At 74.2% G+C, this 25410-nt stretch carries 25 protein-coding genes and 1 pseudogene; 15 read left to right on the plus strand and 11 right to left on the minus strand.

Features of this window, described 5'->3' with window-relative positions; translation table 11 throughout:
- Positions 1–19: 19 nt before the first annotated feature.
- From ACQ452_RS05395 to ACQ452_RS05420, 6 genes are all read left to right on the plus strand, one after another.
- Positions 20–1345, plus strand: a complete 1326-nt coding sequence (locus ACQ452_RS05395; RefSeq protein ID WP_433390446.1) for an AAA family ATPase — start codon at positions 20–22, stop codon at positions 1343–1345.
- Positions 1346–1511: 166 nt separating this feature from the next.
- Positions 1512–2756, plus strand: a complete 1245-nt coding sequence (locus ACQ452_RS05400) for a M23 family metallopeptidase (protein ID WP_433390448.1) — start codon at positions 1512–1514, stop codon at positions 2754–2756.
- A gap of 175 nt (positions 2757–2931) precedes the next feature.
- A complete protein-coding gene (locus ACQ452_RS05405; RefSeq protein WP_433390451.1) occupies positions 2932–3837 on the plus strand; it encodes a hypothetical protein in 906 nt (301 codons plus the stop codon).
- 514 nt (positions 3838–4351) lie between these two features.
- On the plus strand, positions 4352–5056 hold the full coding sequence (locus tag ACQ452_RS05410; RefSeq protein ID WP_433390453.1) for a hypothetical protein: 705 nt from the start codon (positions 4352–4354) through the stop codon (positions 5054–5056).
- Positions 5057–5072: 16 nt separating this feature from the next.
- The gene (locus tag ACQ452_RS05415) at positions 5073–5333 is read left to right on the plus strand and encodes a hypothetical protein (protein ID WP_433390455.1); all 261 of its coding nucleotides are present in this window, start codon (positions 5073–5075) and stop codon (positions 5331–5333) included.
- Complete coding sequence (locus tag ACQ452_RS05420; protein ID WP_433390456.1) at positions 5330–5731, plus strand: hypothetical protein; 402 nt, start codon at positions 5330–5332, stop codon at positions 5729–5731. Before ACQ452_RS05415 ends, ACQ452_RS05420 begins: the two co-directional genes overlap by 4 nt.
- A gap of 59 nt (positions 5732–5790) precedes the next feature.
- On the opposite strand, the gene ACQ452_RS05425 is transcribed toward ACQ452_RS05420, so the two are convergent.
- From ACQ452_RS05425 to ACQ452_RS05440, 4 genes and pseudogenes are all read right to left on the minus strand, one after another.
- Complete coding sequence (locus ACQ452_RS05425) at positions 5791–6648, minus strand: ABC transporter permease (RefSeq protein ID WP_433390459.1); 858 nt, start codon at positions 6646–6648, stop codon at positions 5791–5793.
- Complete coding sequence (locus ACQ452_RS05430) at positions 6645–7655, minus strand: ATP-binding cassette domain-containing protein (protein ID WP_433390461.1); 1011 nt, start codon at positions 7653–7655, stop codon at positions 6645–6647. Before ACQ452_RS05430 ends, ACQ452_RS05425 begins: the two co-directional genes overlap by 4 nt.
- Before the next feature lie 317 nt (positions 7656–7972).
- Entirely contained in the window at positions 7973–8824 is an 852-nt protein-coding gene (locus ACQ452_RS05435; RefSeq protein WP_433393993.1) for an aldo/keto reductase, read from the minus strand.
- 249 nt (positions 8825–9073) lie between these two features.
- A pseudogene (locus ACQ452_RS05440) lies at positions 9074–9886 on the minus strand (LysR family transcriptional regulator); the annotation flags it as partial.
- Between the two features lie 397 nt (positions 9887–10283).
- Between ACQ452_RS05440 and ACQ452_RS05445 the strand changes: the two are divergent.
- From ACQ452_RS05445 to ACQ452_RS05460, 4 genes are all read left to right on the plus strand, one after another.
- Positions 10284–11276 carry a serine hydrolase gene (locus tag ACQ452_RS05445; protein ID WP_433390462.1) on the plus strand — a complete coding sequence of 331 codons (993 nt, stop codon included), beginning with the start codon at positions 10284–10286 and terminating at the stop codon, positions 11274–11276.
- Between the two features lie 155 nt (positions 11277–11431).
- Positions 11432–12406 carry an MBL fold metallo-hydrolase gene (locus ACQ452_RS05450; RefSeq protein WP_433390463.1) on the plus strand — a complete coding sequence of 325 codons (975 nt, stop codon included), beginning with the start codon at positions 11432–11434 and terminating at the stop codon, positions 12404–12406.
- A gap of 112 nt (positions 12407–12518) precedes the next feature.
- Positions 12519–13046, plus strand: coding sequence for an ArsR/SmtB family transcription factor (locus tag ACQ452_RS05455; RefSeq protein WP_433390465.1), 528 nt, complete (start codon positions 12519–12521; stop codon positions 13044–13046).
- A gap of 61 nt (positions 13047–13107) precedes the next feature.
- Positions 13108–14577, plus strand: a complete 1470-nt coding sequence (locus ACQ452_RS05460; RefSeq protein ID WP_433390467.1) for a serine hydrolase domain-containing protein — start codon at positions 13108–13110, stop codon at positions 14575–14577.
- Between the two features lie 65 nt (positions 14578–14642).
- Here ACQ452_RS05460 and ACQ452_RS05465 read toward each other — a convergent pair whose 3' ends face one another.
- From ACQ452_RS05465 to ACQ452_RS05485, 5 genes are all read right to left on the minus strand, one after another.
- Positions 14643–16070, minus strand: coding sequence for an amino acid permease (locus ACQ452_RS05465; RefSeq protein ID WP_433390469.1), 1428 nt, complete (start codon positions 16068–16070; stop codon positions 14643–14645).
- Between the two features lie 99 nt (positions 16071–16169).
- Positions 16170–16712, minus strand: coding sequence for an SOUL family heme-binding protein (locus ACQ452_RS05470; protein ID WP_433390471.1), 543 nt, complete (start codon positions 16710–16712; stop codon positions 16170–16172).
- A gap of 38 nt (positions 16713–16750) precedes the next feature.
- Positions 16751–17488 carry a YqeB family protein gene (locus ACQ452_RS05475; RefSeq protein WP_433390472.1) on the minus strand — a complete coding sequence of 246 codons (738 nt, stop codon included), beginning with the start codon at positions 17486–17488 and terminating at the stop codon, positions 16751–16753.
- A 2-nt stretch (positions 17489–17490) separates the two neighbouring features.
- Positions 17491–18279, minus strand: a complete 789-nt coding sequence (locus ACQ452_RS05480; RefSeq protein ID WP_433390474.1) for an ABC transporter permease — start codon at positions 18277–18279, stop codon at positions 17491–17493.
- Positions 18276–19172 carry an ABC transporter ATP-binding protein gene (locus tag ACQ452_RS05485; protein ID WP_433390477.1) on the minus strand — a complete coding sequence of 299 codons (897 nt, stop codon included), beginning with the start codon at positions 19170–19172 and terminating at the stop codon, positions 18276–18278. Before ACQ452_RS05485 ends, ACQ452_RS05480 begins: the two co-directional genes overlap by 4 nt.
- A 132-nt stretch (positions 19173–19304) precedes the next feature.
- Between ACQ452_RS05485 and ACQ452_RS05490 the strand changes: the two genes are divergently transcribed.
- Positions 19305–20558: a sensor histidine kinase gene (locus tag ACQ452_RS05490; RefSeq protein ID WP_433390480.1), complete on the plus strand. Its 1254-nt coding sequence runs from the start codon at positions 19305–19307 to the stop codon at positions 20556–20558.
- On the plus strand, positions 20537–21277 hold the full coding sequence (locus ACQ452_RS05495; RefSeq protein ID WP_433393995.1) for a response regulator: 741 nt from the start codon (positions 20537–20539) through the stop codon (positions 21275–21277). The genes ACQ452_RS05490 and ACQ452_RS05495 overlap by 22 nt, the downstream gene beginning before the upstream one ends.
- 102 nt (positions 21278–21379) lie before the next feature.
- Here ACQ452_RS05495 and ACQ452_RS05500 read toward each other — a convergent pair whose 3' ends face one another.
- Positions 21380–22168: a D-Ala-D-Ala carboxypeptidase family metallohydrolase gene (locus tag ACQ452_RS05500; protein WP_433390482.1), complete on the minus strand. Its 789-nt coding sequence runs from the start codon at positions 22166–22168 to the stop codon at positions 21380–21382.
- A gap of 304 nt (positions 22169–22472) precedes the next feature.
- Between ACQ452_RS05500 and ACQ452_RS05505 the strand changes: the two genes are divergently transcribed.
- Together ACQ452_RS05505 and ACQ452_RS05510 are read left to right on the plus strand one after the other, a co-directional pair.
- The gene (locus tag ACQ452_RS05505; protein WP_433390485.1) at positions 22473–23114 is read left to right on the plus strand and encodes a DUF6642 family protein; all 642 of its coding nucleotides are present in this window, start codon (positions 22473–22475) and stop codon (positions 23112–23114) included.
- A gap of 56 nt (positions 23115–23170) precedes the next feature.
- Positions 23171–23635 (plus strand): PPOX class F420-dependent oxidoreductase, encoded by a 465-nt coding sequence (locus ACQ452_RS05510; protein WP_433390488.1) that lies wholly within the window; start codon positions 23171–23173, stop codon positions 23633–23635.
- A gap of 76 nt (positions 23636–23711) precedes the next feature.
- Here ACQ452_RS05510 and ACQ452_RS05515 read toward each other — a convergent pair whose 3' ends face one another.
- Complete coding sequence (locus tag ACQ452_RS05515; protein ID WP_433390491.1) at positions 23712–24353, minus strand: NAD(P)-dependent oxidoreductase; 642 nt, start codon at positions 24351–24353, stop codon at positions 23712–23714.
- A 170-nt stretch (positions 24354–24523) separates the two neighbouring features.
- On the opposite strand from ACQ452_RS05515, the gene ACQ452_RS05520 reads away from it, so the two are divergent.
- The gene (locus ACQ452_RS05520; protein WP_433390493.1) at positions 24524–25408 is read left to right on the plus strand and encodes a hypothetical protein; all 885 of its coding nucleotides are present in this window, start codon (positions 24524–24526) and stop codon (positions 25406–25408) included.
- The last annotated feature ends 2 nt before the right edge of the window (positions 25409–25410 follow it).

Below are 25410 nucleotides of genomic sequence, written 5' to 3' on the forward strand. Positions count from 1 at the left end.
GGTGGGGGAGGTGAGGTCGATGCGCTCCGGGCTGGAGGTGCCGCCGGCGGTCGAGGCCGAGCGGGTCATCACCGCGGTGCTGGCCGACCTGCGTTCCGGCGACCATCGCGGCGTGGTGGTCGACTCGCCGCCGGGGGCCGGCAAGTCGACCCTGGTGGTGCGCGCCGCCGTCGAGCTGGCCGCCGCCGGCGAGCCACTGATCATCATCGCGCAGACCAACGAGCAGGTCGACGACCTCATCGACCGGCTGGCGCGCAAGGCACCCGAGCTGCGTATCGGGCGGCTCTCCGCCACCGACTACCGGCCGTCGGAGCGGGTGAAGGACCACGAGACCGTGAAGGTCGCCGCGAAGATCGCCGACCTGGGCGGTCCGGCCGTCATCGTCGGTACGGCCGCGAAGTGGGCCATGGTCGCCGAGGGCTCCTGGCCGTGGGCGATCGTCGACGAGGCGTACCAGATGCGCTCCGACGCCCTGCTGCGCGTGGCCGGGCGGTTCGAGCGGGCGCTGTTCGTCGGCGATCCCGGTCAGCTCGACCCGTTCTCCACTGTGGAGACGGGGCGCTGGACGGGCCTGTCCTGGGACCCGATGCAGTCGGCGGTGGCGGTGTTGCTGCGGCACAACCCGCAGTTGCCGGTGCACCGGCTGCCGGTGTCGTGGCGGCTGCCCGCCTCGGCGGCGCCGGTGGTGGCGGCGGCGTTCTACCCGTTCACCGGGTTCCGGGCCGGCACCGGCCCCGCCGACCGGGCGTTGCGCCTCGGCGGGCCGGGGGCGGGCGACGCACTGGACCGGGCGGTGGAGCTGGCGGCGGCCGGCGGGTGGGCACTCTACGAGCTGCCGGCGCGGCAGACCCCGCGTACCGATGCCGAGGCCGCCGCGGCCTGCGCGGCGCTGGCGTTGCGGGTGTTGGCGCGGGAGGCGGTCGCCGTCAGCGAGCACGCGCCGCAGGGCACCCCGGTCACCGCCGACCGGATCGCCGTGGGGGCGGCACACCGCGACCAGGTCGCGGCGATCCGCGCGCACCTCGGCCCGGCGGGCGCCGGGATCACCGTCGACACCGCCAACCGGCTCCAGGGCCGGGAGTACGACGTGACGATCGTGCTGCACCCGCTGTCGGGGCGGCGGGACGCGACCGCGTTCCACCTGGAGTCGGGGCGGCTCTGCGTGCTGACGTCGCGGCACCGGCACGCGTGCATCGTGGTGGCGCGCGCCGGGATCGGCGAGCTGCTGGACGCGCACCCGTCGACGGAGACCGTGCACCTCGACGTGCCGGTGAAGTTCCCGGACGGCTGGGAGGCGCACCAGACGATCCTCGCGCTACTCGCCGGCACGACGGCGACCCGCTGACCGGCCGTCTGCCAACCCCTGGAGCCGGGGACCGTCCCCGCCCCCTAGAGCCGGGGCCGCCCGCCGACCCCTAGAAGTCATCCCGCGCCCGCCGGCCCCTCGCCGGATGTCGATGGCCGACCTAGCATCGATCGACATCGAATCCTGGCTTCCGGAGGGAACCCCTATGACGGGTCTGTCCGCCCGCTTCCTGACCTCGGTCCGCCTGGCGCTCGCCGGTGTCGGCGCCGTGCTGCTCACCGTGCTGGCCGCCGTCACCGTGGTGCCCGCGCCCGCCCAGGCCGCCGGCCCCCGGCCGCACTTCCAGATGCCGCTGCCCTGCGGCGAGACCTGGCGGCTGGCCACCTACTACGGGCACGAGGACTACGACATCGACATGACCTTCCCCGGCGGCAGCAGCGGCCGGTCGATCCTCGCCTCCTACGACGGCACCGTCACGTTCGCCGGCTGGGGCAACAGCGGCGGCTGGTACGTGGTGATCGACCACGGCGGCGGTTGGAAGACGTTCTACCTGCACATGATCGAGACGCCGATGGTCCGCGCCGGGCAGGGGGTGTCGATCGGCCAGCAGCTCGGCCGGGTGGGCAGCACCGGCAACTCGACCGGCCCGCACCTGCACTACGAGCAGACGCGCGACGGCGTCAAGACCGAGTCGTACTTCAACGGGGTGCCCTCCGGCATCACCTCCGACGGCAGCCCGCACACCGGGCCGCTGTACGTCGCCGGCCCCACCTCGCCGGCCCGGAACCTGACCAGCCAGAACTGCGGGCAGAGCAACCCCAACCGCCAGGTGTACGAGTCCGGCAGCCACAGCGGCTGGCAGATGCTGCCGGTGAACGGCATCACCGGCTCGGCCACGGCGTCGATGGTGATGGGCGCGAACAAGCTGCTCTACACGGTCAACGACGGGCGGGTGTACGAGGCGTCCAGCGACTTCGGTTGGCGCAACCTGGCGACCGGCATCTCGGGGGTCAGCAACAACGCGCTCGCCGTGCTCAACGTCGACGGCGTCAAGTACGTCTACACGGTCGTCGGCGGCATGGTGCACGAGGCGGCGAGCAACAACGGGTGGCGCAACCTGAACACCGGTATCTCCGGGGTGAGCGCCGGCGCGTTGGCGGCGATCAACCTCAATGGTGTGAAGATCGTCTACACGGTCGCCGGGGGCTCGGTGCACGAGGCGGCGAGCAACAGCGGGTGGCGCAACCTGAACACCGGCATCTCCGGGATCAGTGCCAGCGCGTTGGCGGCGATCAGTCTCGACGGTGTGAAGATCGTCTACACGGTGGCCGGGGGCATGGTCCACGAGGCCGGCAGCAGCACCGGCTGGCGCAACCTCAACTCCGGCGTACGCGGCACGGCCGTGTCGGCGACGAGCCTCAACGGCGTGAAGATCCTCTATACCGTCTGACGCTGCCGCCCGCCCGGCCACCATCGCCCGCCAGTCGATTACTTGTCGTAGTCGGGTTGGAGATAATGCCTGGTCGCATAACTACATAGCGTGAGCGCGTCAATCGCAGCGCCCCGCCGGTGGCCTCCGACACCTGCCGGAGGCCACCGCCGGGGCGGCCAGACAGGAGAGTCACATGTCAGCTCAGGCAACAGCCCGCAGCCGTCGGCCTCACGCGTTCACCCTCATCCTCGGCGTCGCCGTCGCGGCCACGGTGCTCGTTCCCGCCGCCCCCGCGTCGGCTGCCGTCCCCGGTCTCGTCCGGATCGCCGTGACGAGCGCCAGCAACTCGAACGACTTCCGCAGCGTCACCGCCACCTGCCCGGCGGGCAAGGTGCTCACCGGCACGGGCTACGAGCTCAACGGCGTCACCGGGGAGGCGGTCGTCGACGACCTGCGCCCCAACGGTGGCCCGGCCGCCGCGCCGACCTCCGTCACCGTCGGCGCGTACGAGGCGGAGGCGTTCGCGGGCAACTGGACCCTCACCGCGTACGCGATCTGCGCCAACCCGATCGCGGGCCTGGTGCGGGTCTCGGCCGTCAGCGCCAGCACCTCGGCGGACTTCCGCAGTGTCACCGCCACCTGCCCGGCGGGCAAGGTGCTCACCGGCACGGGCTACGAGCTCAACGGCGCCACCGGCGAGGGCGTGGTCGACGACTTCCGCCCCAACGGTGGCCCGGCCGCCGCACCGACCTCCGTCCTCGTGGGCGCGTACGAGGCCGAGGCCTTCGCCGGAACGTGGTCCGCGACGGCGTACGCGATCTGCGCCAACCCCCTCCCGGGGCTGACCCGCATCGCCGCGGTGAGCCCCAGCGACTCGAACGACTTCCACGGCGTCGTCGCTGCCTGCCCGCTCGGGAAGGTGCTGACCGGTGGCGGCTACGAGCTGAACGGCGTCACCGGCGAGGCCGTCGTCGACGACTTCCGCCCCAACGGCGGCCCCGCCGCCGCGCCGACCGCAATCACCTCGGGCGCGTACGAGGAGGACTCGTTCACCGGCAACTGGAGCAACACCGCGTACGCCATCTGCGCGACGGCGTAGTCGCCGAGACCGGCGGGCCGGTTGCCCTGCCCCAACCGGGCAGGACAACCGGCCGTCCGGGGCGTCGGGGCGTCGGGGCGTCCGGGCCGTCCGGGGCGGCCGGGGCCGGGGGCGGCCGGGGGCGGGGGCGGCCGGGGGAGGAGTAGCGCCCGGGACGCTTTCGAGCTGATGTCATGGACGACTCACCGGCATCCGGCATCCCGGTGCCACCGCGGCTCGGGCGCCACCTGGAACCGCTGATGGCGTAGGCCACCGGCCGCTCGCTGCCATCGTGGCCCGCGGGCCGTCGGCGATCGCTGATGTCACAGACGATTCAGCTCCATAGCGTCGGCGGTGGTGGTGGTCGATCACCTGCTGCCGCCGCGCCCCTCGGCCGCCGACACAGCACACCGGCCGGAATTCCGCCGCCGTCGATCACCGGCATTCATGTCGGGCTACCGATAGAGCGGCGCCCCTGCTGATCTACGTAGGTCGATAGCGTTTCGTGGCACAGGCCGTCCAGGAAAGGCGGACCATGAACGATTCCCGCAGCTCACTGTCCCGGCGTCGGATCCTGCTCGGCGCCGCCGCGGCCTCGGCGGTCACCGTCGCCGGGGCGACCGTCACACCAGGTACCACCGCACGTGCCGCACCATCCACCGTGCCACCCGCCGGGGGAGCGTCCCCGGCCCGCAGCCTCGTCGCCCGGGACCGGATCGCCACCGCCCGGCTCGCCGGCGGGGCGGCCCGCTTCCAGGCCGACTTTCACGAACGCCTCGACGCCTGGCTGGCCTTCTGGTCGGCGAACTCACCCCCGGGCTGGAGCGCCCCCGTGCGGGTCGACGGCCGGGCTGACGCCGGCGGCGACGCGTTCACGCTGCACGCCATCAGGGTCACCCGCGACGACGAGACGCGGGACGCCTTCACCGCCGGGCGGCCGGACGCCGCCCACCTGGCGACCCTCGCCAGCCTGCACCACCACTTCCCGTCGGTCCGCGTGGCGGCGGGCGGGGCGCTACGGGTGACCGACGGCCCGGCCGGCTGGAGCGGCTCCGCCGAGCAGGTCGCGTTCGCGGTCACCGCCTGCCGCGAGCTGTGGGGGCTGCGTACCGCCGACGAGACCGACTGGCGGGAGCGGGTGAACCGGGCCGGCCACGCGACCGACCCGGCCAGCCGATCCGGCTGGGCGGCATTCACCAGGGCAAGTCTGCGGCGCGGGCTGCGGACCGAGACGTACTGACCATCGGAGGTAGGACATGGCACGCAGCGAGTTCCGGTTCGTCGTCGACGGCGTCGACCTGACCACTGAACAGCAGAGCCTGATCGCGGGCGAGATCCAGAAGGCGGGCCTGAACGCCCTCTCCGTCGCCGGCAGCAGACTGACCAACCCGCTTTCCGTCGGGCACGCCAACATCAAGCTCCGCCCCGAGTGGTACGGCCTGTGGGTCATCGACGGCCCGTTCGCCGAGGAACTCGGCCAGAAGATCAACGACATCGGCTTCTGGCTCAAGCGGTGACCGATGCCGCCCAGCGGCCGGACCCGCCGGAGCTGATGTGTCCGAGCACCCCCGCGGCCAACGCCACGGTGTTCCTCGGCATGATCACTCCGGCGGGGCGGGTCGCCTACGTCACGCCGGCGCTCCCGGCCGAGGTCGCCCTCGCCCAGGCCGGCGCGGACACCCCGGTCGAGTCCCGGTACCGGCTCGCCGGCCCGTGCGTCACCGCGAAGTGCGGCTTCTGGACCGGCGCGCACTGCGGCCTCGGCGAGCGGGTGGCGGCGTCCTTCCGGGAGGTCGCCGGCCCCGTGGAGGACGACCTCCCGCGCTGCGCGATCCGGCGGAGCTGCCGGTGGTACGCCGAGCAGGGCCGCGCCGCCTGCACCGCCTGCTCCCACGTGGTCACCGACTCGCGCTGACCCGCCGGTCACCGATTCGCGCTGACCGACCGGTCACCCGGCTCGCGCTGACCGGTCGGTCAGCGACGGTTGTAGCGGTACATGGTCAGCGTGCCGAAGACCAGCACGAAGCCGGCGCTCCACAGCAGCGTCCACATCGTGGCCGAAGGGTCGGCCGTGCCCGACATCACGGCGCGCACCGACGCCACGAGCTGCGTGATCGGGTTGACCTTGACGAACGCCTGGAGCCAGCCGGGCATCGTGGTGGGCTCGACGAACACGTTGCTCAGGAAGGTCAGCGGGAAGAGCACCATCATGCTCACCCCCATCACGGACTTCTCGCTGCGCAGGACGAGACCGAAGAACGTCCAGACCCAGGAGAACGCGAACGAGAAGACCACCAGCAGGCCGATCCCGGCCAGCACGCCGAGCGGGCCGCCGTCGGGCCGGAAGCCCAGCGCCAGCCCGACGCCGAGGATCACCACGGCCGCCAGCACGTAGCGCAGCACGTCGCCGAAGATCATGCCGACCAGCGGGGCCGGCCGCCAGACCGGCAGCGTCCGGAACCGGTCGAAGACACCCTTCTCGATGTCGGTGTTCAGCCCGACCCCGGTGTACATCGTGATCATCACGACGCTCGTCACCATGATGCCGGGCAGGAAGAACTGGAGGTAGTCGCGCGGGCTGTCGGCGAGGGCGCCGCCGAACAGGTACGTGAACATCAGCACCATGATGATCGGGAACGCCGTCACGTCGAACAACTGCTCCGGCACGTGCTTGATCTTCAGCAGCGCGCGCCAGCCGAACGTGAGCGACGCCGCCAGGGCGTTCGGCCCCGCCGGTCGCGAGCCGGGCGCGAGGACGGTGGAGAGAGCCTGCGCCGACGGTACGTAGACGGTCGGGGCCCGCCCGGTCGTGGTGGTGGTGGCGTCGCTCATCGGGCTGCCTCCAGCTGCTCGTCGCGCTCGTCGGCGGCGACGGCGGGGTGATCGGTCAGGGCCAGGAAGACCTCGTCGAGGCTCGGCTGACCCAGGGAGAAGTCGTCGACGACGATGCCGGCGCCGGCCAGGTCCCCGAGCGCCCGGGCGGCCTGCGCGCTGGCGTCGAGGTCGCTGCCCGCCCCGCCGACCCGCGCGGTCAGCGCGACCGGATCGGCTTCGAGCTGCACCGACACGCCGAGCGCCGCCCCGAGCAGCTTCTCGGCCTCGGGCCTGCGATCCGGGTCGCGCAGCCGCACGTGCACGGTGCCGGAGCCGACCGAGGACTTCAACTCGCCCGGGGTGCCCTCCGCGATCACCCGGCCGTGGTCCACCACCGCGATGCGGCCGGCGAGCTGGTCCGCCTCGTCGAGGTATTGCGTGGTCAGCAGCACGGTCGTGCCGTGCGCCACGACGGCCCGCACGATCTCCCACACCTGGTTGCGGCTGCGCGGGTCGAGCCCCGTCGTCGGTTCGTCGAGGAAGAGCAGGTCGGGGGTGTTGAGGATGCTCGCCGCGATGTCGATGCGCCGCCGCATGCCGCCCGAGTATTTCTTGACCTGCCGGTCGCCCGCCTCGGTCAGGCCGAACGCGGCGAGCATGCTCTCGGCCCGGTCCCTCGCGGCCGGCTTGCGGTGCCCGAGCAGACGGGCGAGGAGCACGAGATTCTCCCGCCCGGTCAGGTCCTCGTCCACCGAGGCGTACTGGCCCGTCAGGCTCATCCGGGCGCGCACGGCGTCGGCCTCGGCGACGACGTCGTGCCCGAAGACCCGCGCCCGCCCGCCGTCGGGACGCAGCAGGGTCGCCAGCACCCGTACCGCCGTGGTCTTGCCGGCGCCGTTCGGGCCGAGCAGCCCGTAGACGGTGCCGGCGGGGACCCGCAGGTCGATGCCGGCGAGCGCCCGGGTGGCCCCGAACGACCGGGTCAGCCCCTCGGCCTCGATGGCCAGGCCGGTATTTCGTGTCATGTGTCCCTAGCTCTCTCATGCGTGCGGCGGGCGCGGGCCGGGGCGGTGTGGCTGTCGCGTGGGTCCCGGCATCGCCGCCGTCGCGTGTCGTGGGCCGCCCGGTGCGGTGTGAACCGTCAGTGGTCGACCGTGTGCCCGTCGATGAAACCGCACGCGTACGACAAAGAAGCCGACCAGTCCGGTCGGCCCCCTCGTCATGCGCGTGGTCGATCGCCTGATTCAACGATCCGGAGAGGCTGAGGTGGTCCTCGTCCCCGAACCGGCCCAGCCGCCGCGACGGCGTCCCGCACGCCGGCCGGGCGGCCCGTCGGGGTCCGTCAGGCCGGGATGTAGTCGAAGGTGTCCGGGTCGGAACCCTGCCTGCCGGCCGGCCCCCGGTCCAGCCCGGTGATCCGCTCCATCGTCGCGTCGTCCAGCGTGAAGTCGAAGATCCGGAAGTTCTCCTCGATCCGCTGCGGGGTGGTCGACTTCGGGAAGACGATGTCGCCACGCTGCACGTGCCAGCGCAGCACCACCTGGGCCGGGGTCCGGCCGACCTGCTCGGCGATGTCCACGATCACCGGGTCGGTGAGCACCCTGCCCTGCGCGATCGGCGACCACGCCTCGGTGCGGATGTCGTGTGCCGCGCCGTACGCGCGCACCTGCTCGTTGCCGAAGTACGGGTGCGCCTCGACCTGGTTGACCGCCGGCACCACGTCCGTCTCGGCGGCCAGCCGCTCCAGGTGCGGCACCTGGAAGTTCGACACCCCGATCGAGCGGGCCCGACCGTCGCGCCGGAACTCCTCCAGCACCTGCCAGGTCGAGACGAAGTCCCCGTCGTAGCGGGTCGGCAGCGGCCAGTGGATCAGGAACAGGTCGAGGTGGTCCGTCCGCAGGGCCGACAGCGTCGACTCGAACGCCGCGCGGGCGTCGTCGGGCCGGTGGAAGGCGTTGTTCAGCTTGCTGGTCACGAACACCTCGTCGCGGTCCAGTCCGGCCTCCCGGATCGCCTGGCCGACCTCGGCCTCGTTGCCGTACATCTGGGCGGTGTCGACGTGCCGGTAGCCGACCTCCAACGCCTTGCGCACCGCCGCCACGGTGTCCTTCGGCTCGATCTGGAACACCCCGAAGCCGAGCTGCGGGATGGTGTTGCCGTCGTTCAGGGTGATGTCGGGAATCGTGCGTGCCATCGAGGCTCCTTCGCGGGTGCGGGTCGGTGCGCCGGGGCGCGCGGGCCCCGGCGCCGATTGGTGGCGTACCCCTTGCGGGGGGCCTTCCAACCGGTGATCCCGGACTCGGGCCGGCTCGCCGAAGAGCACCGGCCAGGGGCGCGGCGCCGGCACGGGCGGCGGTGCCGGCGGTGCCGCCCCGTCCGCCAGCACCTCCGCCGCGAGCTGCCCGAACATCGGCGCGGCCGGGTGCGCCCCCCGGCGCGGCCAGGCCGCCGAGGTGCGCCGGACGAGCGGGGCCCCGGCGATGGGCCGCCAGGCGATCCGGGGTTCGCGGCGGGCCGTCGCCGCCGGCTCGACCGCCACCCCGCCGCCGGCCAGCACCAACCCGAACAGGAACTCCGGGTTGCGCGCCGGCCGGACCCGCCCCGGCGTGAAACCGTGCCGGCGGCAGACCCCCAGCAGATGGTCGTGCCAGCCGGGCGCGGTGGCCCGGGGCGCGGTGACCAGGTCGAGGCCGGCGAGCGCCGCCAGCTCGACCTCCCGACCGAGGGCCAGCGCCGAGGCGCGCGGCAACAGCACCCCCAGCGGTACGTCGACGGCGGCGCCGAGGCGCAGCCCGTCGTCGGTGACGGGGTGGTGCAGCAGGCCGACGTCGAGCCGCCCCTCGCCCAGCATCCGTTCCTGCTCGCCGCTGGTCAGCTCGTGCAGGTCCACGTCGAGCCCGGGCGCGCGGTCGCTGAGCCGGTCGAGCAGCTCGCGCAGGGTCACCGCGGGCGTCTCCGGCGGTACGCCCGCCCGGAGCACCCCCGACACCCCGTCGCGGACCTGCCGCATCAGGTTGCGTAGCCGGCCCTCCCCGGCCAGCAGTTCCTCGGCCTCGCCGAGCAGCAGCTGGCCGGCGGTGGTCAGCCGCACCTGCCGCCGGGAACGGTCGAACAGCTCCACGGCCAACTCCCGCTCCAGCCGCTGCACCGACTGGCTCAGCGGCGGTTGGGCCATGCCGAGCAGCTCGGCGGCCCGCCCGAAGTGCAGCTCGTGGGCGACCACCACGAAGTGCCGCAGGTGCCGGAGCAGGTCCACGGCCGAACCCTACGCGGGCGTTACGTCATGCTGCGCGGTTCGCGCGTGCACTGGTCACGCTGGTCGCGCGTCCGTTGGTCGTGCTGTTCGCGCGTGAGCTGTTCGCGTGTGGTTTCACACCAAGATTCATCTCGCCGCCAACCACCAGCCCCTCGCTGCCCGCGCCCATCCCTGGCCCTTCGTCGCCCACCGCCCATCCCTCGCCCCTCGCCGCCACCACTCGCCCTTCGCCGCCCACCGCCTCGCCCTCACCCCGCGCGGCTCACCCCTCGCCGATGCCGTAGCGGCGAGGGGCGTGGTGCGCGTTAACCGGCGGTGGATGGCGCAGGGCCATGTGCGGTGTCGGGAGGCGTGCGCTGTCGCACTGTGCGCCGGGGCCGGCGGTAGCGTGCGCGGGGTGGCGACAGCGCGTATCGCGGAGATCTTCGAAAGGGCCGGGGTGGCCGGCTGCCTGCACGTCATCGACCTCGACGCGGCCCACGGCGGGAGGTCAGGGCAACGCGGCCCAGGTGGGACGAGGCGCGGCGTCGGAGTGGAACGCCCCGGCGGCCCGGGGCGGCCCGGCGGCACGGAACGCCTCGGCGGCCCGGAGCGGGAGGTGGCCGTCGGGGCGGACGAGCAGGTGGTGATCGCCTCGATCTTCAAGGTGCTGCTGGTGCTGGAGTTCGCCCGGCAGGTCGTCGCCGGTCAGCTCGACGCCCGCGAACGGGTCCTCGTCACCGCCGACGACCGCCTCGGCGGGTGGGGGATCGCCGGCTGCGCCGACGACGCGGAGGTGTCGCTGCGGGACCTGGCCTACTTCGCCATGTCGGTCAGCGACAACACCGCCGCCGACCTGCTGCTGCGCCGGGTCGGGGCGGACGTGCTGCCGATGCTCGCCACCGAGCTGGGGTTGGCGCGTACCCGGATCGTCGGCGGGCCCCGGCAGCTGGTCGAGACGATGCTCGCCGACGTCGGCGCGCGTACGGAGGCGGACTTCGCGCGGATCTTCCCCACCCTGCCGCCCGAGCGGGTCCGCGCGATGCGGATGTTCGACCCCGCGCACACCACGTCGAGCACGGCCCGGGAGATCACCCGGCTGCTCGGCCTGATCTGGCGGGACGAGGCCGGCCCGCCCGAGGCGTGCGCGATGGTCCGGGGCTGGATGGGCCGTCAGCTCTTCTGGACGCGGCTGGCGTCCGGCTTCCCGCCGGAGGTGCGGGTGTCCGGCAAGACCGGTTCGCTGCCGGGCCTGCACCTGGAGGCCGGCGTCGCCGAGTATCCCGACGGTCACCGGTACGCGGTCGCGGTCTTCGTGCGCGCCGCGCAGCTCGCCACCCGCCGCCTCGACGTGGACCTGGCCATGGGGCGGGCCGCCCGGACCGCCGTCGAGGCCCTGCGCGCCGGCTGAGTTTGCGCGCCGCGCCGCGTCGCGGCCGATGCCGCCGAGCTGGCCCGATATGCGCGCGGATATGGGCCGTGTCGGCTGCGGATCTTGGACCGCGCCCGGGTCCTGCTGATTGGCTCGACACCGACCGATCAGCACCACGACGGGGAGATCTCCGCATGCCCAACCTCGACCGCCGCCGCTTCCTGCGCGACGCCGCCGCCAGTACCGCCCTGCTCTCCGCCGGCGGGCTCGCCGCCGCCGCCCGGACCGGGCCGGCACACGCCGCCGCGCCGGCCGCCGCCTCGACGAGCCGCCGCAGCGGCCCGGTCAGCTTCCGCTGGTGGGGTACGTCGGCCTGGCGCATCGACATCGGCAACCGGACCGTCCTGGTCGACCCCTTCCTGAGCCGGATCGACACCGGGCTGTTCCGGGGCGCCTTCGACCAGGCCACGAAACTGGAGGTCCGCACCGACGTCGTGGACTCCCTGGTGGACCGGGCCGAGACGGTGCTCGTCACGCACACCCACTGGGACCACTACATGGACGTGCCGTACGTCGTCGGACGCACCGGCGCCCGGGCCGTCGGCACCCTCACCGCGTACCACCTCGGGCTGGCGTACGGGTTGCCGGCGGGGAAGCTCAGCCCGGTGCGGGGCGGGGAGGTGCTGGACTTCGGCGCGTACACCGTGGAGGTGGTCGGCTCGCTGCACAGCCGCAACGCGTCGTACTCGATGGCCTTCCCCGGCGTCCGGGTCAGCAGGCCGGCGAAGCCGGAGACCATTGCCGACCTGCCCGAGGGCGACACCCTCGCCTACCAGGTGCGGGTGGCCGGCGGCCCGTCGGTGTTCTTCATGGGCGCCAGCGACTTCGCCGAGCGGAACCTGACGGGGCTGGCCCCCGACGTGGCCATGGTGGCGCTGCCGAGCAGCACCTCCACCGCCGACTACGCCGAGCGGCTGCTCGACGCGCTGGACCGGCCGGCGGTCGTGGTGCCCGTGCACTTCGACAACTTCGAGACCGAGCTGCGTAACCCGGTGACCGTCGCCCCGGGGGACCGCGAGCGGCTCGACACGCTCCTCGCGGCGGTGCGTCGGGTCTCGCCGCGCAGCCGGGTGATCGTGCCGGAGTACCACACCGCGTACCACTTCTGAGCTGGCGACCGGCGGGCCGTGGGGACCGCCCGCGACCCGCCGGCTCCGCCCGCCGGTCCCGGACGGCCACCCCGGGCTTGCACGTAACTACGTAAGTTCGTAGTATCGACGCATGACAGAGATCGAGGAACGGCTGAGTGCGCTGGAGACCCAGGTCGCCGCGCTGGTCGAGCGCTTCGCGGCGGCGCCGCCAGCGGCCGGGGCGGTGCCGGCCGAGACGGTGCCGGCGGCCGACGACGTCTTCTGGGCCCTGTCCGGGCTGAAGCAACGGATCCCGTCCGACGGCAGCGGCGCGGTGCTCTACACCGGCACCGTCCACCTGGACGACCAGCACTACGACTGGCAGTACGGCCGCACCGTCGACGACGTGCTCGCCGGCGACTGGACGGAACTGGCCACCGCGCTGACCGCCCTCGCACACCCGGTGCGGCTGAGCCTGCTGCGGGAGATCCTCGGCGGCCGGCACGGCACCGGCGAGCTGGCCGAGATCGAGGGCCTGGGCACCACCGGCCAGCTACACCACCACCTGCGCCAGCTCACCGCCGCCGGCTGGCTGCGCAGCGCCGGCCGGGGCCACTACGCCGTCCCGGCCGAACGGGTCGTGCCGCTGCTGGCCATCCTCACCGCCGCCCGCCGCTGACCTCGACCGCGCCCCTCGGCGGGCAGCGCCCGACCGGAGCCCGCGACGGAAGGAAGACATCATGCGCAAGCCGACCGCCCTCACCCTGGTCATCGGCCTCGTGGCCGCGATCGCGGCCGTCGGGGTCATGCCGCGTGCCCCCCGGCTGACCGCGCAGAGCACCGGCGACGCCGCGTTGGCCGCCGACGTCCGCGCGGCGACGCCCGACCCGGAGGGCCTCCGCGGTCTCGCCGTCGCCGTGCTGGACAACGGTCAGGTCCGCACCGCCGGCCTGGGCGACCGCGACCCGGCCGGCCGGCCCGTGCGACCGGACACCCCCTTCGAGATCGGCTCGATCACCAAGGTGCTGACGGGGATGCTCCTCGCCCAGCAGACGGCGAGCGGGGCGGTACGCCCCGACGAGCCGGTCGGCGCCCTGCTGCCCGAGCTGACCGGGCCCGCCCGCGAGGTCACCCTCGCCGAGCTGGCCAGCCACCGCTCCGGCCTGCCCCGCCTCGCCACCTCGGCCGGGGACCTGGTCGGCACCTGGTGGGCGAACCTGACCGGCGGCAACCCGTACGCCGGGCAGGACGTCCGCTGGCTGGTCGACGCCGCCGGCGACGAGGAACCCGGCGACGGGCGCGGGCAGGTGCACTACTCCAACTTCGGGGTGGCGCTGCTCGGGCAGGCGCTCGCCACCCGGGCCGGCACGTCGTACCCGCAGCTGTTGGAGCGTGAGCTGCTGCGACCGCTCGGCATGGCGGCGACCGTGGTGGTGACCGGCGGCGACGGCCTGCCGGCCGGGCACGCCGAGGGCGCGACCGCCGGCGGTCGGGCGGTCGACGCCTGGGCCGGCGCCGGCTACGCGCCGGCCGGCATCGGCCCCTGGTCCACCGCCGAGGACCTGGCCCGGCTGCTCGGCGCGACGCTCGCCGGCACCGCGCCCGGCGCCGACGCCGCCACGGCACGCTTCACCAGGGACGACGACAGCCGGATCGGCTACGGCTGGGTCACCACCCGCTACGGCGACCGCGAGATCGTCTGGCACAACGGCGGGACGGGCGGCTTCCGCAGCTACCTGGGCTTCGAGCGGGCCACCGGCCGGGGCGTGGTGGTGCTGGGCAACACCGACAGGAACGTCGAGTCGATCGGGCTGCGGCTGTTCGGGGCACCCGGCGGGCACGCCGACGGCGGCGTCGCGCCACTGCCCGTCTGGATCAGCGCCGGGCTCGCGGTGCTGCTCACCTTCCTCGGCGGGCTGAGCCTGCTCCGGGCCACCCGTCGGGCCCCCGACCGGCTGACCCTGGCGCCCGCCGTCGCCTGGGCGGTGCTCTACCTCGGCCTGGCGTATCCGCTGGGGAACTGGTCCGTGGTCCCCGGCTGGCTCTGGCCCGTCGGTGCCGGGCTCTCGGCGGCCGGGATCGTCCTGGCCGCGTACCGCTGGGGTGGCCTGCCGTCGCTGGCCGGGGCGCCGCCGTGGCGGCGGCTGACCTCGACGGTGTTCTCGGCGCTCCTCGCGGCCCTGGCCGTCGTCGTCATCGCCGGCGGTTGACGCGCCGGCCAGGGTGCGGCCCCGCGCGCCGCTCGACGCCGCACCCGGCGCGGGGGCGAGCGGGGTCAGCCCTCCCGGTCGCGGCGGGCGAGCGCCGAGCGGCGGTAGCCGTAGAGCGCGTAGACGATCGCGCCGAGCGCGAACCAGGCGGCGAAGCGCAGCCACGTCGCCGGGGCCAGGTAGGTGATCAGCCAGAGCGAGAAGGCGGCGCCCAGGGCCGGCACCACCGGCATGCCCGGCAGCCGGAAGGTACGCGGCGCCTCGGGGCGGCGGTAGCGCAGCACGATCACCGCGACGCAGACCACCACGAACGCCAGCAGGATGCCGATGTTGGTCAGCTCGGCGGCCTCCCGGATCGGCAGGAAACCGGCGATCAGGGCCGAGGCCACGCCGACGATCCAGGTGACCCGGCTGGGCACCCGGCGGACGGGGTGCAGCTTGGCGAACCACTTCGGCAGCAGCCCGTCGCGGCTCATCGAGAACCACACCCGGGTGACGCCGAGCATGAAGGTGAACATCACGGTCAGGATGCCGATGATCGCGCCGACGGCGATCACGCTGGCCAGGCCGGAGAGCCCGACGGAGGCGAACGCGGACGAGAAGCCGCTCTCCGGGTCGATGTCCCGGTAGTTCTGCATACCGGTCAGCACCAGGGTGGCCAGCACGTAGAGCACCATCGAGATGGCCAGCGAGTAGATGATCGCCTTGGGCATGTGCCGGCGGGCGTCCTTCGACTCCTCGGCGGCGGTGCTCATCGCGTCGTAGCCGAACACGGCGAAGAAGACAGTGGCCGCGCCCGTGAACGCCCCGCCCAGCCCGTAGGGGAAGAACGGCGAGTAGTTCTCGGTGCGGATGTGGAAGAAGCCGACCACGACGACCAGCAGCACCACGGCGACCTTCAGCCCGACGACGATCGTCTCGAAGCGGGCGGCCGACCTGATGCCCAGGTTCAGCAGGAACGCGATGAGCAGGCAGAGGACCACCGCGAACAGGTCGACCACCCGGCCCTCGCCGGTGCCCGGGGCCCCGAGCATCCAGGCCGGCAGGTCCAGCCCCAGCTCACCCACGAGGAACGAGAAGTAGCCGGAGATGCCGATCGCCACCACGGCCACGATCGCCGTGTACTCCAGCAGCAGGTCCCAGCCGATGAACCAGCCCACCGCCTCGCCGAGCACCACGTAGCCGTAGGTGTAGGCCGAGCCGGCCTTCGGGATCATGCCGGCGAACTCGGCGTACGACAGGGCCGCCGCCGCGCTGGCCAGCCCCGCGATCAGGAACGAGATCAGCACGGCCGGGCCGGCGGTCTCGCTCGCCACGGCGCCGGCCAGGGCGAATACGCCCGCCCCGATGATGCCGCCCACCCCGATGGCGGTGAGCTGCCAGAGCCCCAGGGAACGGGCCAGGCCGTCCCCGGTCTCGTCGGCGATCTCCTCGACCGGCTTGCGGCGGAAGATGCCGGTGCCGCCGCCCGCGGCCCCTCCCGTGGAGGTCATCGTCTCCCCTTCCCGGGCCGCCCGACGCGCCCGTCCCGCCAGCACCGGTACCCGGGAACGATCAGGGTCAATCTCCGTGCGGGGGTCGGGACCCCGGCCTCACTCGGCGATCGGCAGCACGACCTCGTTGCGGCGCAGGAACCACAGCTTGCGCGGCGGATCGAAGCGGGCGTACCGGACCGCGCCGGTGGGGCGCAGCCCGGCGGCGGTGACCGCGCGGCCCAGCGCGATCGCCCGCCGGTCGAACGCCCCGGCCGTCCAGCGCCCCGCGAAGCGCACCGCGGCGGCGAGCTGCTCCGGGACCACCCGGATGTGCACCCGGGGATCCGCGGGCACGGGCAGCGTGTCCGGCGTGAAACCCACGGGCATGACGAGCCACGCCAGCCAGTGGTCCGGCCGGTCGCCCTCCTCCTGCACGAACGGGATCGTCATCGCGATCGTCTCCGGACCCGTCCCCCACGCGATCGTCTGCCGGGACCGGTTGGCCCCGCCGACGTACGCGCCCAGCGGCCGGAAGGCGTCCAGGGCGGCCTGCTCGAAGGCGCCCTCCGCCCGCACCTCGGCCACCAGGTGCGCCGGGTAGCGACGCAGCTCGAAGCCGGGGTGCCGCCCCACCACCCGGTACGGCTGCTGCTCGGTCATCGCGCGCTCCCCGTGCCAAGGCCCCGTCCCCGGCAACGCTACCGGCCGTCGCCCTCCGGCTCAGCGGAAGTCGCGTCCCGCGGCTCGGGGGCGGCCCGGGTCAGCCGCCAGTACTGCCGTTCGCGGTCGTCGCGGACCACCAACCCGGTGCGGGCCAGCTCGTCGCGCAGCTCCCGGACCTCGCCGTCCCTGCCCTTGTCGAGCGCCCGCTGCCGGGCCCGCAGCAGCGCGTCCGCGCCGGCCGGCAGCCCGGGCAGGCCCGGCACCCACCGCCGGTACGCGTCCCGGTGCGGGTCGGCGTCCGTCCACGGCCAGCCGTGCGCGCGGAAGGCGGTGGCCAACCGCGCGGCGGAGAGGTCCGACTTCTCCCGCGCCAGCTCCTCGTCCTCGTGACCGAGCAGCACCAGGTGCTTGCCGTCGAGGAACACCGCGCGCACCTGCCGCCGCCCGACCTCCCGCGTGCCGCCGCCGCGCCGCAACCGGGCCCGCCCGGTGTCGACGGTGACGGTGAGCCGCTCGGCGGTGCCGAGGACGGCGACAGCCAGGCCGCCGAGCGCGCCGAGGGCCACCCCGCCGATGCCGGCCTGTGCGTCGGGCAGCCCGTCGACCAGCTCGAACAACCCCTTGAAGGGCACCCAGGGCAGCTCGGTGATCCACCTCGCGCCCGCGGCGAGCAGCCAGCCGGCGCCGGCGCCGAGCACCGGGAAGCCGCCCCAGAGCAGCGCCAGTTCCGCCGTTCCGCCGTCGACGCGGGTGGGAGTGCCGTAGCCGTCCATCGTCACGACACCTCGCGGCGCAGCGTACGGATCAGCCCGGCGACCAGCGGCGCGACCAGCCAGACCAGCAGCGACACCCCGAGCCGCGCCCACTGCCCGGCGGTGACGTCGGGGGTCAACAGGGGTTCCATGGTGCGGGCGGTGTCCAACCAGCCCGCCGGACCTGACAGCGACCGGATCATCCCGCCGAGGACCGACCAGATGATCGGCAGCACCAGGTAGCCGACGATGGCCAGCGGGGTGTTGAGCAGCAGCAGGCCGAAGCCGACGCCCATCAGCACGTTGATCACCTGGAACAGGGCCGCGTGCAGCAGCAGGGTCCCCTCGAACCGCCAGGTGCCCGCGCCGCCGGTGGCACCCGCCACCAGCGTGCCGACGGCGGCCACGGCAAGGCCGACCAGCACCGACGCCAGGGCCGCCAGCACCGTCGCGGCCAGCTTCGCGGCGATCACCCGGCCCCGCCGGGGCACCAGGGCGAACGTGGTCAGCGCGGTGCGCTGGGACCACTCCCCGGTGACCGACAGGATGCCCAGCACCGGTAGCAGCACACCGACCGGCAGCAGCGTCGGGAGGAAGAAGTTGGCGAAGTCCTGCTCGGCGTCGGGCGCCCAGACCAACTGGACCACCACGATGGCGGCGGCGAGCAGCCCGATGGTGATGAGCAGCCACAACCCGGCCCGGGTGTCGACGAGCTTGCGCAGCTCGACCCCGGTCAGCCGGACCAGCGACGGCCGGGGCGGATCGGGACGGCGGTGGGCGGTGGCGCTGGGTGCGGTGGTGGTGGTGCTCATCGGACGGCCTCCCGGGTCGACGCGCCGGCGGTCAGGGTGAGGAAGAGCTGTTCGAGGCCGCCGCTGCCGGCGGCCCGCAGTTCGGTGAGGGCGACGCCGCCGTCGGCGGCGGCCTGCCCGACCGCCTCCGCGTCGGCGCGCACCAGCAGCCCGTCGGTGCCCTCGGAGACCGCCAGCCCGGCCCGGTCGAGCGCGCCGCGCAGCGCCGCCGCGTCCCGGGCCCGCACCAGCGTCCCGCCGCCGGCCAGCAACTCGTCCTTGTCGCCCTGGGCCACGATCCGGCCGCCCCCGATGACCACCAGCCGGTCCGCGACCGCCTCCACCTCCCGCAGCAGGTGGGAGGAGAGCAGCACGGTGCCGCCCCGGTCGGCGAAGTCGCGCAGCAGGCCGCGCATCCAGAAGATCCCCTCCGGGTCCAGGCCGTTGGCCGGCTCGTCGAGGATCAGGACCCGGGGGTCGCCCAGCAGCGCCAACGCCAGGCCGAGCCGCTGCCGCATCCCCAACGAGTACGCCCGGACGCGGCGCTTCGCCGCGACCGCGTTCAGCCCGACGAGGTCGAGCGTGGTGGCGACCCGCCGGCCGTCCACGCCCATGGTCGCGGCGGCGACGGCCAGCGCCTCCCGCCCGGTGCGCCCGGCGTGCTGCGCCGAGGCGTCCAGCAGCACCCCGATCTCGCGACCCGGGTTGGGCAGGTCCCGGTAGGGCCGGCCGTCGAGGGTGGCGCCGCCCCCGCTGGGCGGGGTGAGGCCGCAGATCATCCGCATGGTGGTGGACTTGCCGGCGCCGTTCGGCCCCAGGAACCCGGTGACGGTGCCCGGCTCGCAGCGGAACGACACGTCATCGACGGCGGTGTGCCGCCCGTACCGTTTGGTGAGGTGTGCCACGTCGATCATGCCGGTCAGCGTGCCCGCGCCGGCCGGTCGGGCGCAGCGGCCGACGGTCTCGGACGGCGGCTACCGAAGTCGAGGCCGGATCTCGACTTTGGTAGCTGGCCGGTGCGCCGGTCGGCTGCCTAGCATGGCGGCGTGACCAGCGCCGCCGCCCCCGACCATCCCTGGCTGCTGCCGGGGGCGCTGCGCGTCGACGCGACGGCCCGGGCGGGACGGCATCCGCGCCGCACCACCCGCGACTGGGTGGTGGACACCCTCTGCTTCCTGCTCTCCCTCGGCTGGGTCCTGGTCGCCACCAACGACGCGGCCTCGGCCGACCCGGAGTTCGCCGACCCGCTGTCACAGCGCTGGATGGTGCCGGCCGACGCGCTGCTCGGGCTCGTCTGCTGCGGGCTGCTCTGGGTGCGGCGCCGGTGGCCGCTGGGACTGGCGGTGGCGACCCTGCCGCTGACCGCGTTCTCGATGGCGGGGGCGATCCCGCTGATGATCATCTACTTCACCGTCGTGGTGCACCGGCGCACGGCCGTCGCGCTGGGCGTGACCGCCGCCGGCCTGGTCGCCAACTTCGCCTTCAACCATCTGCGCCCGGACCCCCACCTGTCGTACTGGGGGACGACCGCCTGGGGAGTGGTCATCGCCCTCTCCGTGCTGGCGTGGGGGATGTTCGTGCGGGCCCGGCGGCAGTTGATCGTGTCGCTGCGGGACCGCGCCGAGCGGGCCGAGGCCGAGCAGCAGTTGCGGGTCACGCAGGCCCGGCACCTGGAGCGCACCCGCATCGCCCGGGAGATGCACGACGTGCTGGCGCACCGGATCTCGCTGCTCAGCCTGCACGCCGGCGCGCTGGAGTTCCGCCCGGACGCCCCGCCGCAGGAGGTGGCGAAGGCGGCCGGGGTGATCCGGGGCAGCGCCCACGCCGCGTTGCAGGACCTGCGCGAGGTCATCGGGGTGCTCCGCGCGGAGACCACCGCCGAGGCGGACCCGGAACGCCCGCAGCCCACCCTCGGTGACCTGCCCGCGCTCGTCGAGGAGTCCCGGGTGGCCGGGGTCCGGGTCGGCGTACACGAGGCGGTCGTGGCGGCCGAGCGGGTGCCCGTGGCGGTGGGGCGCAGCGTCTACCGGATCGTGCAGGAGGGCCTGACCAACGCCCGTAAGCACGCCGCCGGCGCCGCCGTCACCCTCGACCTGGCCGGCGCCCCCGGCGACGGGTTGACCGTGGAGGTCCGCAACCGGTGGCCGGTCGGCGCCGACGCGGGTGCCGGGATCCCGGGCGCCGGCACGGGCCTGGTCGGCATCGCGGAACGGGTCAGCCTGGCCGGCGGGCGGTTGGAGCACGGGCGGGACGACTCGGGCGACTTCCGGCTGGCCGCCTGGCTGCCGTGGCCGGCATGACCGGGCCGAGAACCGGGGTGCCGGAGCCGGGCCGCCCGGGGTTCGGCCCCGACCGGCCGGTGCGGGTGCTGATCGTGGACGACGACGCGCTGGTCCGGGCCGGCCTGTCGATGATCCTCGGCGGGGTGCCCGACCTGCTGGTGGTCGGGGAGGCCGCCGACGGCAGCGAGGTGCCGGCCGCCGTGGCCGCCTGCGCGCCGGACGTGGTGCTGATGGACATCCGGATGCCCCGCCTCGACGGGCTCGCCGCCACCGAGGCGCTGCGCGCGTCGCCCGACCCGCCGGAGGTCCTGGTGCTGACCACCTTCGACGCCGACGAGCAGGTGCTCCGGGCGCTGCGCGCCGGGGCGGGCGGCTTCCTGCTCAAGGACACCCCGCCGGCCGAGATCGTGCGGGCGGTGCACCGGGTGGCGGCGGGGGAGGCGACGCTCTCCCCGGTGGTGACCCGCCGGCTGATCGACCACGTGACCGCCCCGGGCGCGGCCGGCGGCCCCGACCCGCGCCGGCAGCGGGCGCTGCGGCAGCTCGCCGGGCTCAGCGACCGGGAACGCGAGGTCGCGGTCGCGCTCGGGCGGGGCCGCACGAACGCGGAGATCGCCGCCGAGCTGTTCATGAGCGTCGCGACCGTGAAGGCGTACGTGTCGCGGCTGCTGGTGAAGCTCGACCTGAACAACCGGGTCCAGGTCGCCCTGCTGGTCCACGACGCCCGCCTCGTCTGAGCGGGAGCCACCGCGACGGACGCCGGCCCGGGGCGCGGGCCCGCTCACCCACGCCCCGGGCCGGTGTCGCCGGCGGAACCCGGCGTGGCCGTCGACCGTGGATCAGTCGTTGCCGGCGCCGATCGCGCAGTCCGGCGCGGACCAACTGGTGGTGTTCGGGATGCCGTCGCGGTTGTTCTCCCGCCGTGAGTCGACGTGCACGTGGTCGTCGTGGTCCGGGTAGCCCGGCCCGTAGATCCCGCTGAAGCCCCGGGCGCGGGCGTCGCGGGCGACCTGACACAGCGAGCTGGTGTCCGAGACCACGTCGGCCGCGTTGCCGTAGAGGTGCTGGCTGCTCGATGCCCCGCCGACCTGGTCGTTGCAGGCGCGGCTGCGGAAGCCGCTGCTCACCCGGAGCGGCTCGTCGCCGAGGCCGCGCCGCAACGCCTCCAGCTTCCACATCGTGCGCAGCGCGTTCTGCCTGGTCTGGGCGGGGGAGAGCGGACCGCCGTTCCAGCCCCCGCGACCGCAGCCGTCGTCCATCTCGGTGAAGCTGAAGTGCCGGGGCGTGCAGTCGTTGTCCTGCAGCGCGTAGAGCCTGGCGTACGTCTGCGGTCCGGCGACGCCGTCGGCGCGCAGCCCGTACGCGGCCTGGAACCGCTTGACCGCGGCGGCGGTCTTCGGCCCGTAACGACCGTCGTTCTCGACGATGTCCCGGTTGCCGGCCCAGCCGGCCACCCGGATCTGCAGTTGGCGGACATCGTCGCCGGAGCGCCCCTGGTAGAGGTTGCGCTGCCACGTGTAGCAACCGTCGGCGTGGGCCGCCGGCGCGGCGACCACCGTGGCGACAGCGGCTGCCGGCAACGCCAGGGCGAATGCGACGGCCGCTCGTTTCAGGGTGTTGACGCGCACAGAAGTCCTCCCGATAGGAGTGTGATTGGGCCGCGATCCGGGACTTCGGCCTGACCGTCCCGCGATTTCCACCCTGGCAGGCCGGCGCGGCGTTCGCGGCAATTAATGAGAATTGTCCTCATGATCCGCTCCGCCTGGGACCTGTCTGAGAATCACGTCGAATTGCGAAACGCCCAATCCTCGGCAATCAGCGGCAGGCGACCCGAAAGGCACGCAAGTCCGCACCCACGCGCACCGAGGGTGATGTCTCCGCGGGTGGCTGAACCGGTAACGTCAGCCCGGGCGGGACCTGGGGAGGGGCGGCGTGGCACGTGGTGGCGTCTTCTGCATCGAGGGCCAGTGGCACCGGGACCTCAACGAGCGTGGCTCCGTCCTGCCCACCCTCGAACTGCTCGAACGACTCGGGAAGATCCGCTTCATCCACAAGGACGCGGCCACCCGCGACGAGCTGTTCTATTTCCTCGACCGCTGGCTGCTCAAGCAGTACGCCGACCACCGGGTCGGCTTCTTCGCGATGCACGGTGAGCCGAGCCGGCTCTGCCTGACCGACTGGGAGTCGGTGGCCCTCGCCGACGTCGCCGAGCTGATGGCCGGGCGCTGCGAGGGCCGGCGGCTCTACTTCGGCAGTTGCTCGGTGCTGCGGGCCTCCGACGCGGCGCTGCGGGACTTCCTCGACGCCACCGGGGCGGCACTGATCTGCGGATACACCCGCGAGGTCGACTGGGTCGAGTCGGCCGCCTTCGAGACCGTCCTGCTCGACGTGCTGGCCAACGGCCAGCGGCACAACGCCGCCGAGCTGCGGATGGGCTCCGCGCACTGGGCGCCGCTCGCCTCGTACCTGGGCTTCCGGGTCATCTACGCCAACGGTCGCGCCTGGCGGCCCCCGGCCCGCCCCCGGGTGCCCGCCCAGCCCGCCCCCCGTCGCGCCGCCCCGCGCCCCCGATGACGCCGCCGCGACCCGTTGCGCTCGCCCCGGGCCGGCCGCCCTGGTAGGAACGAACGATGGCACGCAGCATCGCGACGAACACCCGGGTCGACCGGGCCGAACTGACCGAGTTCCTCCGGCCGCGGCACCGGGTGGTGCTGATGACCACCCGCGCCGACGGCCGGCCGCAGTCGTCGCCGGTCTCCGCCGGGGTGGACGGCGAGGGGCGGTTGGTGATCTCCACCTATCCCGGGCGGGCCAAGGTCGCCAACATCCGCCGCGACCCCCGGGTGTCGGCGTGCGTGCTCTCCGACGACTGGAACGGCCCGTGGGTGCAGCTCGACGGCACCGCCGAGGTGCTGGACCTGCCGGCGGCGCTGGAACCGCTCGTGGACTACTTCCGCCGCATCTCCGGCGAGCACCCGGACTGGGACGAATACCGGGCGGCGATGCTCCGCCAGGGCAAGTCGCTGATCCGGGTCACCATCGACGCCTGGGGCCCGATCGCCACCGGCGGGTTCCCGGCCCACCTCGCCGACTGAACGCCCGGGCCGTCGACCGAACACCCGGGCCGTCGACCGAACGCCGCGACCGTCGGCTGGCGGGCGTCCCGCCCGGTCAGTACGCGACGCTGAAGCGGGCGTCCTCGTGACGCGGCTCCTCGATCTCGTCGACGATGGCCACGGCCAGGTCCTCGTAGCTGAGCACCGAGCGGCCCTCGTGGTCGGTCACCGGCCGGTCGCCGCCGGTGCGGTAGCGCCCGGTGCGCTCGCCCGGGTGGAACTCCAGCGGCGGCGGGGAGACGTACGTCCAACGCACCCCGTCGGCCGAGGAGCGGTAGAAGTCGAGGGCGTCGGCCTGCCCCAGGGCCGCGTCGCGGTATTCGTCGGGGAAGTCCGGCTCGTCGAGGTAGCGGGTGCCCTTCGGGGTGAGCAGGGTCGACCCGCCGCCCACGTGGACGACCCGGGGCGCGGCCGGCATTCCCCGCAGCACGCCGACCAGTTTACGGGCGGCGTCGAGCCACAGCCCGCGCTCGCCGCCGCCGATCGCCAGCACCATGGCGTCCGTGTCGGGCGCCAGTTCGCGTACGCTCCGCTCGCTGGTGGCGTCCCCCGTGACGACAGTGACCGTCGGTGGCAGGTATGTGGTGGCCTCCGGGCGGCGTACCGCCGCGGTGACCCGGTGCCCCCGGCCGGCCGCCTCGGCGGCGATCCGCGACCCCGCGGTGCCGCCCGCGCCGAACACGACGATGTTGCTCATCCCGCCTCCCGCCCGGCCTGGCGAACGTAGCCCGTCTTCAGGCTATGGACCGGCGCTGCCGTCCGCTGGCGGACCGGGGATCCCGGCCTGCCCGGACTGCCCCTTGCGCCCGCGCACGCTGCCGGGGTGCACTGGTAGCGGACCGTGACCGCTGACGTCGGGGGTGGGCGATGACAGAGGCACCCGACGTGTCCACCGAGACGGGCGGGCGCAGCGGTGCGGTGTCGGCACCCGCTCAGGGGCCCGGGCCGCGTCGGTCGGATCGGCTGCGGGCGCTGCTGCGCCGGCTCTCGCCGGCCGGCCCGCCCGCCGGCCGCTGGTTCGCCGGGGTCCTCGCGGCCGTCGTCACGACGGTGCTGACCGCCTGGCTGCTCGCCTGGGGCCTCCTGCCCGGCAGGCCCCCGCCTCCGCCCCCGTCACCGGGCCCGGACGCGTTGCCGTTCACGGTCGCGGTCCGCGTCGAGCACTCCTCGACGGACGGCTGGGTGATCGATGCGGCGCGGTCGGCGGACGTCCCGGCCCGGCCCGGCTGGAGCGGCGACTGGTGGCAGTGGGCCGGGAGGGCCGCCGGGGTGCCGGCGGCCCGGCAGAGCGTCTACCTCACCGTCCAGGGGGTCGACGAGGCGCAGGTCACCCTCACCGACCTGCGGGTGCGGGTGGTGACGCGGCGTCCCGCGCTGCGGGGCGTGTTCGCCGTTGCGGCCGGGGGCGGGCCGTACGCCTACCGGTGGGTGGAGGCGAATCTGGACGACGACCCCCCGCTGCTCACGGCCGGCATCTTCGAAGAGTACGAGAAGCACTTCCCCGAGCACGAGCGCAAGGAGATCCGCTTTCCCTACCGGGTGTCCCTGTCCGACGCCGAGACGTTCCTCGTCGTCGGCCGGACGAACGACTGCGACTGCGACTGGAAGGTCGAGGTGGACTGGGCGGCGCAGGGACGCACCGGCACCGTCACGGTCGACGACGCGGGGCGCCCCTTCCGGGTCACCGGCACCGCCGGGGCGCACACCCAGTGTGCGACGCTGCCCGACGGCGAGGAGTGCCGGCGGCGCTGACC

This window comes from Micromonospora sp. KLBMP9576, assembly GCF_050941805.1.
Classification (GTDB): domain Bacteria; phylum Actinomycetota; class Actinomycetes; order Mycobacteriales; family Micromonosporaceae; genus Micromonospora.

Bases quoted from the DNA above. Each gene is read 5' to 3' on its own strand.
- ACQ452_RS05395 (WP_433390446.1), top strand. From the start codon at position 20: ATGCGCTCCGGGCTGGAGGTGCCGCCGGCGGTCGAGGCCGAGCGGGTC.
- ACQ452_RS05400 (WP_433390448.1), top strand. From the start codon at position 1,512: ATGACGGGTCTGTCCGCCCGCTTCCTGACCTCGGTCCGCCTGGCGCTC.
- ACQ452_RS05405 (WP_433390451.1), top strand. From the start codon at position 2,932: ATGTCAGCTCAGGCAACAGCCCGCAGCCGTCGGCCTCACGCGTTCACC.
- ACQ452_RS05410 (WP_433390453.1), top strand. From the start codon at position 4,352: ATGAACGATTCCCGCAGCTCACTGTCCCGGCGTCGGATCCTGCTCGGC.
- ACQ452_RS05415 (WP_433390455.1), top strand. From the start codon at position 5,073: ATGGCACGCAGCGAGTTCCGGTTCGTCGTCGACGGCGTCGACCTGACC.
- ACQ452_RS05425 (WP_433390459.1), bottom strand. From the start codon at position 6,648: ATGAGCGACGCCACCACCACCACGACCGGGCGGGCCCCGACCGTCTAC.
- ACQ452_RS05430 (WP_433390461.1), bottom strand. From the start codon at position 7,655: ATGACACGAAATACCGGCCTGGCCATCGAGGCCGAGGGGCTGACCCGG.
- ACQ452_RS05435 (WP_433393993.1), bottom strand. From the start codon at position 8,824: ATGGCACGCACGATTCCCGACATCACCCTGAACGACGGCAACACCATC.
- ACQ452_RS05450 (WP_433390463.1), top strand. From the start codon at position 11,432: ATGCCCAACCTCGACCGCCGCCGCTTCCTGCGCGACGCCGCCGCCAGT.
- ACQ452_RS05455 (WP_433390465.1), top strand. From the start codon at position 12,519: ATGACAGAGATCGAGGAACGGCTGAGTGCGCTGGAGACCCAGGTCGCC.
- ACQ452_RS05460 (WP_433390467.1), top strand. From the start codon at position 13,108: ATGCGCAAGCCGACCGCCCTCACCCTGGTCATCGGCCTCGTGGCCGCG.
- ACQ452_RS05465 (WP_433390469.1), bottom strand. From the start codon at position 16,070: ATGACCTCCACGGGAGGGGCCGCGGGCGGCGGCACCGGCATCTTCCGC.
- ACQ452_RS05470 (WP_433390471.1), bottom strand. From the start codon at position 16,712: ATGACCGAGCAGCAGCCGTACCGGGTGGTGGGGCGGCACCCCGGCTTC.
- ACQ452_RS05475 (WP_433390472.1), bottom strand. From the start codon at position 17,488: ATGGACGGCTACGGCACTCCCACCCGCGTCGACGGCGGAACGGCGGAA.
- ACQ452_RS05480 (WP_433390474.1), bottom strand. From the start codon at position 18,279: ATGAGCACCACCACCACCGCACCCAGCGCCACCGCCCACCGCCGTCCC.
- ACQ452_RS05485 (WP_433390477.1), bottom strand. From the start codon at position 19,172: ATGATCGACGTGGCACACCTCACCAAACGGTACGGGCGGCACACCGCC.
- ACQ452_RS05510 (WP_433390488.1), top strand. From the start codon at position 23,171: ATGGCACGCAGCATCGCGACGAACACCCGGGTCGACCGGGCCGAACTG.
- ACQ452_RS05515 (WP_433390491.1), bottom strand. From the start codon at position 24,353: ATGAGCAACATCGTCGTGTTCGGCGCGGGCGGCACCGCGGGGTCGCGG.
- ACQ452_RS05520 (WP_433390493.1), top strand. From the start codon at position 24,524: ATGACAGAGGCACCCGACGTGTCCACCGAGACGGGCGGGCGCAGCGGT.